This is a genomic window from Acinetobacter shaoyimingii (genome assembly GCF_011578045.1).
Taxonomy (GTDB): domain Bacteria; phylum Pseudomonadota; class Gammaproteobacteria; order Pseudomonadales; family Moraxellaceae; genus Acinetobacter; species Acinetobacter shaoyimingii.
Map to the genome: position 1 here is coordinate 237,859 of NZ_CP049801.1, position 13,161 is coordinate 251,019.

Genomic DNA, 13,161 nt, shown 5'->3' on the forward strand with positions numbered 1-13,161 from the left:
ATCCTTTTCATTCATGTTGTCATTTATGAGTATTGAATGAAATTATGTGAATGTATTTATTGTTTCGATCAATTTTATGTAATATTCAAACGTATAAAATGAACAATAAAAATATAGGAACAACTCATGCAAGGTATGATCGATTTTTGGAAGGGTTTTCGTGCATTACCTTCGGCATGGCTACTATTACTACAACTGTTGGTTTTAATCTTATCTGTGATTTCAGGTGATAGCCTAACTTACCGTACATTCACCTGGATTTTGGGTGCATTGATCTTATTGATTATTGCCAAAGTTATTCGACAAACCCCGACCTATACCATCTTGGGTTTAAGTTTTGTGGGTGGAGCACTCATATTTTCCTTACTGATTCTGATTGGTGTGCGAGATCCGATGGTGCAAGTGATTGCACATGCTTTTGAATCTGCTGCGTACTTTATGGCGGCTTATGGTTTGGTGCGCTACATGTTTGCGGATCGTTACTTGACTAAAGATGAGCTTTTTGCTGCAGCCGCGGTATTTACCTTAATGGCATGGGGCTTTGCATTTTTATTTAATGCTTGCCAATTGCTTGAGTTGAATAGTTTTTATAAAGCAAATCATGAAGGTTTACAGTCTTGGTTGGATCTATTGTTCCTAAGCTTTAGCTTGCAATCTGCGACGGGGTTGTCGGAAGTGTTACCCATGACGCCATTTGCAAAAACCTTGGCAATGTTACAAATGTTTAGTGGAGTGATGTATATCGCCTTAATCGTATCTCGTTTAATCGCTTTGCAATATATTGCGCATTTACCGAAACACAGTAATTCAAAAGACCAGGAATGATACTTCTAGCACTACATACCCTATGTATTGATTAAAGAAATTAAAAGATAAACGCAATAGAGAAATAAATGTTTAACCTGATAATAAAGTGCTTGAATCACATGATATTTCTATAATATATTCAGTGTGGTTGATAATTCATCGAGTTATTGCTCTAAATGAGAAATAGATAAATCAAATGATTAAAAATGTTATTTCAATCAATTCCGAGTGAATTAATCAGCTTTACATTATTTAGAATTTTTCACATAATAGCTTTATCAAGATTATGTTCTAATCTTAAAAATTTTTTAAACTTATATTAAGTTTATATGCCCAACTTTCCCCAAGGTTGGGTTTTTTTTTGCTTTAAAAAAAATGAAAGAACTTTTAAGAATTTATAACTATATGTTTTTATGTAAATAAAAATAATTTTTATTTAATGTTTTATCCACTGGCTGTAATTTGGTCGATTGATTACTCTAAGTGTGAACCACTTAATTTTAATTGGAAAAAATGCTCGATAATTCAATTCTGACTAAAATTCTCGGCTTTACATTGTTAAGTTAATTTTACATAATGAGTCTATCGACATCGTATGATGATCTGATCTAACTTCTCCATTTTAGAATTTAGTTTCTATGCCCAACTTTCCCCAAGGTTGGGTTTTTTTTTGCTTAATAATTCCCTAATGTATTTGTAAAAATTAAATGAATAATATCGCAGATGGAAAACAGCTATTTTTATAAAAATGCTTTATATTGGTGCATAAATTGGAAAATTATCTTTATTTTAGGCAAAAAAAAACCTAATCTTCTGCAAAATTAGGTTTTTTTAGCCAAAACTTGAGGGAAATATAGAAAATCTGCTGAGGAATTATACTTTATCGCCCTAATGTGGTGCATTATGCACTGAAATATTGCTCATGTAAACGATATTTTCTAAAAAATAGTCAAATTTGATTAAGCTTTATACAATTAGAATAGTCAACTCGCCAATATGAATAAATTTTATGGATTCTAAAAAAAGTGAAGATATTTAAGTTTAGAGTTATTTCATTAGTGAGCACTGTGCTTTTATTAACGAGTGCTTGTGCCCAAATTCAACCCACCAGAATGCAACATTCTCCGTTGATGAACGCACAAGATGTTTCAAAGTCATTGGATGACATTCAAGTTAAATCTAACATTCAGCAACTGCTCAATGAAACACAGTCTGAAGGGGTATTTGTCATATTTGATGGTAAAGACTATTCATCATATGGAAATGCTTTAGATCGAGCCGAAACTGAATTTATTCCAGCATCGACATTTAAGATACTCAATGCCTTAATTGGTTTAGCGCATGGGAAAGTGACAACTGACGAGGTTTTTAAATGGAATGGTGAAAAACGAGCGCTGGCTATTTGGGAAAAAGATTTTACGTTAGGTCAGGCAATGGCTGCCTCAGCAGTACCCGTATATCAGGAAGTTGCTCGTCGTATTGGATTAACAACGATGCAAAAAGAGCTGTCACGTATTGGTTATGGTAATGGGAAAGTCGGAAAACAGGTCGACCGCTTTTGGTTAGATGGTCCTTTGAAAATTACACCAAAACAAGAAGCCTACTTTGTGTATCAATTGGCTCAAGACCATTTAGCGTTTGATCGATCTGTGCAAAAGCAAGTTAAACAGATGCTCTTTATAGAAAAGCGTGGTGAGAAAAAACTTTATGCAAAAAGTGGATGGGGGAATCAAAACGATGATCAAGTGGGTTGGTATGTCGGTTGGGTCGAACAACCCAATGGTAAAATTACAGCGTTTGCATTAAATATGAATATGCGTGATGGAATGGATGTGAGTCAACGTAAGGAATTGACTTTAGATATTTTAGATAAACTTGGTCTGTACTCATATTTAAAATAAAAGGGTATTTTGATTTAAATGGATTTATCTACAAAAAAAAGCCCAGCCGATTGGGGATGGCTGGGCATAAAAAATGGATGTTTTAAATGTGGGAGAAACATCCGAGGAATATCTGGATCGTTGAGAATAGATTCAAACTCGGGTCGTGAATTTGTGTCATTCTTTCGATGAGGTAATTATGTGAAATTCTAAACAGAATGTGAAATGGAGAAAAATTATCTAAATTATCAAGTTTTTCGATCAGTATTTTTTATTTAAATTAAATGATTGGTTTTAAAAATTAATTTAAATTTTTGCTGGATTTAAAATGATTACAAGAAAATCATTATTTTTAATTTAAAATTTAATCAATGTGATGCTCATCACGGTATATTTATTGAATATTATTTAGAATAGAAAAATAATTGAATTGAAGCATCAATATTTCAATTTGCTGGGATATATGTATATAGAACTCAATGGATTACATATCATTATAGAATAAAATACAAGAATGAAGGTTTTGGTTGGGGGACTGGTGGATGCTAAGGGTACATTCTGAGCGAATAAGTAGACGCTTATTTTTCTTGATGTTGATTATTGTTTTATCTTTATGTTGTATCTCAATTCCTTTGATTATCAGTAGTTATAACAATTATGGTAAAGCGGAACTTGCATCTGTTGAAATTGATAACTTAGCTATTATTGCAGATCTCGCCAATAAAATTTCACGTGAGCGTGGCCCCTCAAACTTGGCGATGTCGAGCACACCTGAAGAATTAGATAAAAACTTAAATGAATTATATGAATATCGAAAAACAGTTGATCAACATATAGCGCTGAGTTTTACTGCGATTGAAAATGCGGGACTGAAAAACTTTGATTCACTCAAAATTGAACTAGAAAAAAAATTAAGTATCGGTCGAAAAAATGTTGATGATTATATTCAAACTCCATTCGAGCAACGTAGCTCTACTCAACTGACAAAGACCATATATTCGATGTTTGATGCATGGGACGCGACCTACAATGTCTTAAAAAAGATGGTGATGTTGAGTGAAAATAAAGACAGTGCTGTGTCTGATTATTATACTTTAATCTTGATTTTATCGGACTTAAGAGATCAGGCAGGTCGTGTAGCATCCAATGTTATGGCAGATGTCACCTTCGCTGTTCCTATGAGTAATGAAAGTGTGGCAAGGGCATTGCAGTCGCAAAAGCAGGTCATTTATTTATGGGATTTGGTCAACACCATTCAGCCTGAAACTGATAAAACTTCAGAATTTATCGAAAGGCATAAAAAGGTTAAAACCGAATTTATTGATCAGGGGCTTCCTCTTGTTTTACGTTTAATTGATGAGAGTAATCAAGGTCAAGCTTATTCTTTAAAAGGCACAGAACTGACCCAAGAAATCTCAGGTAAATTTGCGACTGTTATTGATTTTCAAAAATATTTATTGGATTACAGCATTGAAATTGCACAAAAAGATAAACAGAAAGCACTTCGACAGCTGATGCTCAATGCCACTGTTACGCTTATTTCATTATTGGCTGCCATATTTACCATGATCTATGCACAGCGAAAGGTGTTTGCACCACTGATTGAAGCGCGCGACATGATTGTGGAACTCTCGTACGCATACTCCAGAGCAGGCAGTGATGTGGTCGAGCACGAGCATCTGAAAGTGTATTCACTTTATGATGCTTTGCAAAAACTTCAGCAAATGTTGAAACAACGTGATGCCTTTGAATTTGAACTCAAAAGTATTGCCAATACCGATAAACTCACGGGTGTATCCAATCGTTTGGCTTTGGAAGAATATATTAAGTTTAGCGACATGATTCCCAATCATTTTGACGATGTGGGATTGATCGTGATCGATATCGACAATTTTAAACACGTCAATGATCATCTTGGACATATCTTTGGTGATGAGGTGATTACAGCGGTAGCGAGTTGTCTAAAACGGTGTGTCAGAAGTACAGATTTGGTGGTGCGTTTTGGTGGCGATGAGTTTCTAATTGTTTTAGAAAGTATAGAAATGGATCGTGCTTTAACTACCGCTGAAAAGATTCGAAATGCGGTGAACAGTGTTGATCTATATGATCCAGATCGGAATGAGAATCTACATGTCTCTGTCAGTATAGGTGTGGCGGTCGGTGCGGAAGATTGGAAAACGCTACTCGATAAAGCCGATAAATCGTTGTTGCAAGCCAAAGCCAATGGTAAAAATACAGTCTCTGGAGCAAGTTGATTTCATTACTCCAGAACTGTATATAGCACCATCAATTTACTTTATTCTTCATCTTTATAGCTCGATAAACACTGCGCTTGGGTCTTGGCTTTTCCAGATTCATACCAGCACTGTGCTTCAGTGATTTTACCCATGTTGTATTGTAGAACAGCTTCGGGTTCACCATCGTTATACCAAACTTTGTAAGTACCATGACGCACACCATCTCGGTACTGTCCTAGGCGTTCGAGTTTGCCGTTTTTGTACCATTGTTTGAGTTCACCGACCATACGGTCATTTTCAAAACGGACATAAGTCCACGGTTCGCCTGTTTCGTACCATCGCTGACGCATGCCTTGTTGCACACCATTTTGATATTTCATGGAAAGGGCGAGTTGTCCGTTGGGATGCCAGATTTTGTAATCGCCATGACTTTGTCCATTTTCAAACCGACTTTCTTGTTGTTTTAGACCATTGGGAAACCAAAACTGGAGTTTGCCTTCATATTCACCATCTTGATATTCTATGCGACTGCGTTGTTTGCCATTTGGATAGTAGCTTTCAAATGTGCCTGAACCTTGAATTCCATCTGGAAAATGAATCAGAGATTCGCATTCACCTTTTTTGATTTTGTTGTTGCTTAAGAATACTGAGGTGAGGGGATTGCCATTCTGAAACATGTATTGGTTTTCATATAAGCCTTTGTCAATGCTTTTACTCACGGCTAAACATTGGGGATTGTTTTTCCAAGGACTGTCGTCTGGATCTTCTTCGGAAATAAACACCACCATGTTTTCGTTGAGGTAGCCTTCGGCGTAGGTATGGAATGACGTCATTAAAAGCAAAGAGCTGAGTATTATTTTATTCATTTTTTATAGTTCGAGCTTAGAATTATTTTTAGATTGTAATGCAGAATTAAATTTCTAACATCCTTATTTTAAATTGTTTTTATCTTTGTTTTAGCTTGAATTAGCTTTACTTTTGACTGGGCAAAAGTAACAAAACCCCTTAGTTTGACTGAGGGCACATCCGTGCTGCCCCAGTCAAACGTGCGACATCCATGTCGCTGGTCATACTATTGAATTTCAGATTTGATCTTTTGTTTTATCAATTAAATAATTAATAAAGTTGGTGCAGGCAACGAGCATAAATTTCGCATCGATATAAGTGAGATTAGATTCTTCTAACATAGCGTGTCGGATACCATCTGCATCAGAAGTATAGCCATAGAGTTGGCTTAAACTTTTCTTTAGTGCTTCGTGTAATCCATATTTAGTTTCAATAATTTTAAGTGCTTGCCCTAAGCTAGCTTTATCATCATTGGTCACAATTTTGCAAATAGATTCAACAGCACTAATCGAATCTTTAATTGAGTTTCTATAGTCAGGATTTTGACGATCTGACATCAATTGTAAAGCTTGATTTAGATGTTGTTGAACACCTGAATATGGATTTGAGTTTTGCAGTGCTTCTTCGATGGATTGGACTTCTTGTTCAGAAGTAATTTCTACTATTTCTTCATTAATTATTCTATATGCTGAATTTTCCGATTCTAAGGCTAAGTTTATTACTTTAGTAAATTGAGTTTGGCTATAGACTGTTTTTCCTCCAAAAGAGATATAACCTGATTTATTTTGGATAATGAATTCAATTAAGTCATAAAATGCGTACCATTCATTTTTATATAAGTAATCTTTGATAAAAGCAGTTAGTTTGTGGGGCGCAGGTTTTTCATCTAGGGGGAGTTTTAAATAGTCGCACCATATTTTTGAAATTAAAGGAGTGATTAATTTTCTAAAGCTTTCAAATCTTGAGTAATTATCAAAAATTTGTGAATAAAGGATAGACCATAGTTTATTCTTTAAGATGTCATCCATACTTTCTTTTTGAATAATTTCCCGAACAGCTTTATATCCATATCTTTCTGAAAAGCGCATTATTTCCCCAAACAAAAAACGGTGAATGAATCACCGTTTTAGCATATAAATTCTGTGTTTTAAATCTCCCCTAACCCCTCTTTGGAAAAGAGGGGAACACCTTCTATTTAATAATGGCATGCTCCCTCCTTTGATAAAGGAGGGCTGGGGAGGATTATCTTATTTAAGCATCGCTTTCAAGAACTTCGCTGTATGCGAAACTTTAGATTTAGCAACTTCTTCAGGCGTACCTTCAGCAATAATTTCACCGCCACCAGCACCGCCTTCAGGACCTAAATCAATAATCCAATCGGCTGTTTTAATCACATCCAAATTATGCTCAATCACCACAATAGTATTACCCTTATTACGAAGCTCATGCAGGATGTCGAGTAACTTCGCAATATCATGGAAATGTAGACCCGTGGTCGGTTCATCCAGTACATATAAGGTTTTACCAGTATCACGCTTCGCCAACTCACGTGCCAATTTCACACGCTGTGCTTCACCGCCTGAAAGTGTCGTTGCAGATTGGCCTAAACGGATATACCCCAAACCCACCTGATGCAAGGTTTCTAAACGACGATGAATCACAGGAATCGCATCAAAGAAATGCATGGCATCTTCAACTGTCATTTCTAAGACATCAGAAATGTTTTTGCCTTTATAGCCGACTTCTAAGGTTTCACGGTTATAACGCTTGCCATGACATGAATCGCAAGGCACATACATATCAGGTAAGAAATGCATAGCGACCTTGATCATACCGTCGCCTTCACAAGCCTCACAGCGACCACCTTTTACGTTAAACGAAAAACGACCTGCGGCATAACCACGTGCTTTCGCTTCAGGAGTCTGCGCAAAGAGTTCACGAATAGGCGTAAACAAACCTGTATAGGTTGCAGGGTTAGAACGAGGTGTACGACCAATTGGGCTTTGGTCAATGTCCACAACTTTATCGAGGAACTGTAAACCATCAATCGAATCAAATTTCTCAGCCGTGAGGGTGGTTGCACCATTCAACTGCGTTGCAGCAAGGGGCAACAAGGTACGGTTAATGAGGGTTGATTTACCAGAACCAGAAACGCCTGTTACGCACGTCATCACACCCAAAGGAATGGTTAAGTCGACATTCTTTAAGTTATGACCTGCTGCGCCCATGAGCTTAATTTGCTCTTCAGGTTTAGGTGGTTTTATCCGTTCCTTTGGCACTTCAATTTTCAACTTGCCTGATAAATATTGACCTGTTAGCGAATCTTTATTTGCCAAGATTTCATCATACGTACCTTCAGCAATCACATGGCCGCCATGCACACCTGCACCTGGACCAATATCAATAATATGATCCGCTGCACGAATCGCATCTTCATCATGCTCAACCACGAGTACAGTATTACCCAAGTCACGTAAACGAACTAAGGTTTCAAGTAAGCGGTCGTTATCACGCTGATGCAAACCAATAGAAGGTTCATCGAGAACGTACATCACACCCATTAAGCCTGCACCAATTTGTGAAGCCAAACGAATACGCTGCGCTTCACCACCAGACAAAGTTTCAGCAGAACGAGACAGACTTAAATAATTCAAACCGACCGATACCAAGAAGTGCAGACGCTCACGAATTTCTTTAAAAATCTTATCGGCAATTTCGCCTTTCGCACCTTCAAGATTCAAATCTTGATAGTAGTTTTCAGCATCACCAATCGACATCTTGGTAATTTGTGCGATGGTTTTATCTAAGATTTTCACGTTGCGTGAAATTTCATTGAGACGTGAACCGCCACAGGCATCACATGCCGCATTCGATAAATATTGCGCTAAATCATCACGCACATAGTTTGATTCAGTCTCACGATAACGACGTTCTAAATGGGGTAAAACACCTTCAAAGGGTTGTACTCGGTTATGACGACGACCACGTTCATCGATATAACTTAAATCAATTTTTTCTTTACCAGTACCGTATAAGAATTTCTTTTTAGTATCGGCATCTAACTCATTCCACGGTGTATCTAAAGAAAAGCCAAAATGCGCAGCCACTTTTTCAATCATGCTGTAGTAGTAAGGACGTTGTCTGTCCCAACCACGTATAGCCCCTTGGCTAACGCTGACTTCTGGGTTCGGAATCAATTTTTCCGCACTAAAATGACTGCGTGTACCTAAACCATCACAAACAGGGCAGGCACCAAAAGGGTTGTTAAACGAGAATAAACGGGGTTCAAGCTCCGCCACAGCACGGTCACATTCAGGACAAGAATGTTTTGCTGAAAATACACGGTCAGGCTGTTCGCCTTTCATCCATGACAAAATGGCAATATCGCCACCCAAACGCAGTGCGGTTTCAAAAGATTCTGCAATACGGTTGCCCAAGTCATCACGGACTTTAAAGCGATCGACCACCACTTCAATGGTATGTTTTTTCTTTTTATCCAGTTCAGGTGGGACATCAATTTCAACAATTTCACCATCTACACGAGCACGTACAAAACCTTGGCTTTGTAGCTGTTCAAATAGATTGGTGTACTCACCCTTACGCTCACGTACGACAGGGGCAAGCAACATGAGTGCTGTGCCTTCTTCAAGTGCATTAACCGCATCGACCATTTCTGAGACAGTTTGTGCCACCATAGGCAGGTCATGTTCAGGGCAGTATGGCGTACCGACACGTGCATAGAGCAGACGCAAGTAGTCGTAAATTTCAGTAATCGTCCCTACAGTTGAACGAGGGTTATGGCTTGTCGATTTTTGTTCAATAGCAATGGCTGGACTTAAACCCTCAATCGAGTCGACTTCTGGTTTTTCCATTTGCGATAAAAACTGTCGTGCATATGCAGATAGTGATTCAACATAACGACGTTGACCTTCGGCATATAAGGTATCAAAGGCTAGGGATGATTTACCTGAGCCTGAAAGTCCCGTAATGACCACGAATTTGTCACGTGGAATATCGAGTGACACATTCTTTAAGTTATGGGTTCGTGCGCCTCGAATACGGATGTGACTTTGACTCATAAAAACATCTCGATGTTGTGCTGTTGGAAAGGTGTATATGATAGCGCATGAAAATTGTTCAAGTGCAAAGAAAATAGATTTCTACGTCATTTTGTGTCGGGCAACTGAACAAATGAGGTCAAATATAAGAAAACACGAGCGCTGACTCGTGTTTAGGACGGATGTTTATGCTTTTATCATGATGTTCAGAACGGTATTTTTATGATTTTAAAAGTGAATCTATTTTCAAATCTTTTGATGTGTTGTTGTTCTTTTATTTTTCAATCTCATTTGATGTTTGAATCCGATGTTTTGTATTAACACGCCACGGCAAATGCACGTTCAAAAATCGACTCTACTTCTTCAAAACGTAAACTCAGTGGCGTCTGTGTTTGGCTAAAACTATAGTGAATGACTTTCTTCTCAAGTTGCGACAAAAAATGCTCATAGTGCTGATCAAAACCATCTATGTCTAAGTAATCAAAGTGATAGCGACTTTGACACGGATACTGTGCAATAAAATCCAGCATCAAATCTTGAATTTTTCGATCTGTGAAATAAATCAAATAGGTCGCTGCCGATCCACAATATAAACAACCTTGGTTCAGATAAATGTCTTCGTGTTGGAACCAACACTGTCGCAGTGTGATCATTGCTCGAATGGCTTCTGTGCCTTGAGTTTCATGGTTCATGAGGCATCTCTCTAGAGGTATAAGAAAAGGGTGAACGGATTATTTCAATAATTAATAATGAGAATCAATATCAATTAGAATAGCGAATTAAGCATAAAAATCAAGTTTTTTATCTGCTTGAAAATACTGATTTTGATTTATTTATTTGTTTATATCTTTGCTTTTTAAATGATTTTTTACTTATCTATGTTAAATTGCATGCTTATTGGAAAATTATATCAACAACATAATCAAAAAATTAGAGAATAAAAATGAAATTAAAAGCACTGACTTCTTATTCTGGCTTTGTTCGGGTTTGATAAAACGCCATCTTCTCCCAAATTTGATCGTGTATAAGATGCAGCGAAAGCCATAGAAAATGAAAATATAAATGCCTTACTCAATACCCTACAACAGAAAAACTTAAGTGCTGATGATAAAAAAGACATTATCTGCGCTTAAATTCAAGAATATTATGATCAAGTCGAACGTATCATAAATGCCAATAAGCACCTAGCCACTGAATCTGATCGATGTATTGAAGCTGACGTGAGGGCTTTGATGGCAAAATAACGCGATCAATTTAGAAACCATCCACGTTGTCAGTCACCCATATTCATACTCTAAATGCATTCGTAAATAATTTCTGGCGTTAGATGCTTATATCATGCATCTAGGGTTAACCACTGCTGTTGATGATAGGCACTTTCCCAAAATAACCATTCGAGTTCTGCACCACGGGTATAAGCTTGATGCATTTTAGCAATTGTGTCTGCATCACAGCGCTCAGCAACTTGATCTATGGTGGTAATTACACGATTCACTGCTAAATGAAATTCTTCACCTGCATAGGTATCAATCCAAGCTTGATAAGGATTATTTGGTTGGCTTAGATGGACAATATTTTTCCCCACCTCAGCATATATCCAGAAACAAGGCAGAAGTGCGGCTAACACTACAGGGTAACTTTCAGACCACGCTGTTGCTGTCAGAAATGAAGTGTAATGATGACAGGCTAGGCTGAGTGGCGTATTTTCAAATTGTGTTTTGCTGATGTGAAAATCATGCATGAAATCTTGATGTAAACTGCGCTCTACCACAATAGCCACTTTGGCTGCCTCTGAAAATTGGATGACATCATCTGCCGCAAAGGCCTTGGCAGCACACACAGCCAGTGCACGTCCATAGGCGAGTAAATAATGTGCATCTTGAATGACGTAATGACAAAAAGCAGCTCGATTTAACGTACCTTGTGCAAGCTGTTGATTAAAAGGATGCGTTAAGGTTTTTTGGTAAAGTTTGAAATTATGTTGCCATACATCTTTTGAAAAGCTCATCGTTTATCTCTTTGAGAGTGATCAGGTCAAATATTCAACACATACATTAGCGGCATTAAATTGGTTTGTATGTCCAATTCAAAAAAATCATACGAAGAACTTTGGATAAATGCTTAAAAGTCGTCATAATTGACGCACAAATTTTAATTCTTTTGTTTTACAGAATTCTCTATATCAATAATTGTTCATAGGTCGATTCGTTATGATGAAACATTTTGGTTTCTCAATCATCTTTACGATCGTGTGTCTAGGTATTTCTGCGTATTGGGGCTTTCATCATGGCCCAGAAGCAGGTTTAAAGACCATGTTTACAGCGCTCACCATTACTGCAATTCTGGCAGTCATGGAAGTGTCGCTTTCGTTTGATAATGCTGTGGTGAATGCATCCGTGCTTCGTGGTTGGGATCATTTTTGGAAAATGATTTTCTTAACCGTGGGCATCTTGGTTGCTGTATTTGGTATGCGTCTTGTTTTCCCAATCGTGATCGTTGCTGTAACCGCAGACATGGGCATGATGGAAGTGGTAAATATGGCATTGAATGATCCGAAAAATTATTCAGCACGTCTAATTGCCCATCATGCTGAAATTGCGGCTTTTGGTGGCTCATTCTTACTGCTTGTATTCCTCAATTTCTTTTTGGATGAAGGTAAGGATACGCACTGGTTTAAATGGTTGGAACGTCGTCTAGCGAATCTTGCCAATGTGCCTGCAATGTCTGTGTTCTTGGCATTGATTGCACTGTTAATTATGGCAGCCAATATTGATGAAGCTTCTCGTTTAGCGGTGACCATGGCAGGTATTTGGGGTATCGTGATTTATATTGGGGTTCAAGTGCTGAGTCATATGCTCGGTGGTGAACCTGAAGTAGATGAACAGGGTAATGCCATTGGTCATGATGCAAGCGGTGCGCCAACTGGTGCAATCAAAGCAGGTCTGGGCGGGTTTATCTATTTAGAAGTTTTAGATGCCTCATTTAGCTTTGATGGGGTGATTGGTGCCTTCGCTATTACTTCAGATGTAGTGATTATCATGCTCGGTCTGGCGATTGGTGCGATGTTTGTTCGTTCCATGACCATTTACTTGGTCGATAAAGGTACGCTTGATGCTTATATCTACCTTGAACATGGCGCGCATTATGCCATTGGCGCTCTAGCATTCATCATGCTTGCAAGTGGTACAGGTGTGCATGTTCCTGAAGTTGTTACAGGTTTGATTGGTGTAGCATTTATTGTTTGGGCGGTGATTGCATCCATCCAATACCGTAAACGACAAGAACGCCTCGGTTGATTGTTTTTATTAAAAAATAGATATAATAGAGGACGCA

Annotated in this window: 9 protein-coding genes; 4 read left to right on the forward strand and 5 right to left on the reverse strand. The window is 37.8% G+C overall.

The genetic code is table 11. The features are described 5' to 3' along the window. Positions 1-126 precede the first annotated feature (126 nt). The 3 genes from G8E00_RS01110 (at position 127) to G8E00_RS01120 (ending at position 4,942) form a co-directional block, all read left to right on the forward strand. Entirely contained in the window at positions 127-825 is a 699-nt protein-coding gene (locus G8E00_RS01110) for an ion channel (RefSeq protein ID WP_166221425.1), read from the forward strand. 1,094 nt (positions 826-1,919) lie between these two features. Beyond that, entirely contained in the window at positions 1,920-2,708 is a 789-nt protein-coding gene (blaOXA, locus tag G8E00_RS01115; protein ID WP_166226349.1) for a class D beta-lactamase, read from the forward strand. 521 nt (positions 2,709-3,229) lie between these two features. Next, positions 3,230-4,942 carry a GGDEF domain-containing protein gene (locus G8E00_RS01120; protein WP_166221428.1) on the forward strand — a complete coding sequence of 571 codons (1,713 nt, stop codon included), beginning with the start codon at positions 3,230-3,232 and terminating at the stop codon, positions 4,940-4,942. A gap of 41 nt (positions 4,943-4,983) precedes the next feature. On the opposite strand, the gene G8E00_RS01125 is transcribed toward G8E00_RS01120, so the two are convergent. The 5 genes from G8E00_RS01125 to tenA all read right to left on the reverse strand — a co-directional run bounded on the left by G8E00_RS01125 (position 4,984) and on the right by tenA (position 11,836). Further along, positions 4,984-5,790, reverse strand: coding sequence for a toxin-antitoxin system YwqK family antitoxin (locus G8E00_RS01125; protein WP_166221430.1), 807 nt, complete (start codon positions 5,788-5,790; stop codon positions 4,984-4,986). A 216-nt stretch (positions 5,791-6,006) separates the two neighbouring features. Then, positions 6,007-6,858 carry an AbiJ-NTD4 domain-containing protein gene (locus G8E00_RS01130; RefSeq protein WP_166221432.1) on the reverse strand — a complete coding sequence of 284 codons (852 nt, stop codon included), beginning with the start codon at positions 6,856-6,858 and terminating at the stop codon, positions 6,007-6,009. Positions 6,859-7,017: 159 nt separating this feature from the next. Beyond that, positions 7,018-9,849, reverse strand: a complete 2,832-nt coding sequence (uvrA, locus tag G8E00_RS01135) for an excinuclease ABC subunit UvrA (RefSeq protein WP_166221434.1) — start codon at positions 9,847-9,849, stop codon at positions 7,018-7,020. 296 nt (positions 9,850-10,145) lie between these two features. Beyond that, a complete protein-coding gene (locus tag G8E00_RS01140) occupies positions 10,146-10,520 on the reverse strand; it encodes a hypothetical protein (protein ID WP_166008785.1) in 375 nt (124 codons plus the stop codon). A 644-nt stretch (positions 10,521-11,164) separates the two neighbouring features. Further along, positions 11,165-11,836, reverse strand: a complete 672-nt coding sequence (gene tenA / locus G8E00_RS01145; protein ID WP_166221436.1) for a thiaminase II — start codon at positions 11,834-11,836, stop codon at positions 11,165-11,167. 202 nt (positions 11,837-12,038) lie between these two features. Between tenA and G8E00_RS01150 the strand changes: the two genes are divergently transcribed. Then, the gene (locus G8E00_RS01150; RefSeq protein ID WP_166221438.1) at positions 12,039-13,124 is read left to right on the forward strand and encodes a DUF475 domain-containing protein; all 1,086 of its coding nucleotides are present in this window, start codon (positions 12,039-12,041) and stop codon (positions 13,122-13,124) included. The last annotated feature ends 37 nt before the right edge of the window (positions 13,125-13,161 follow it).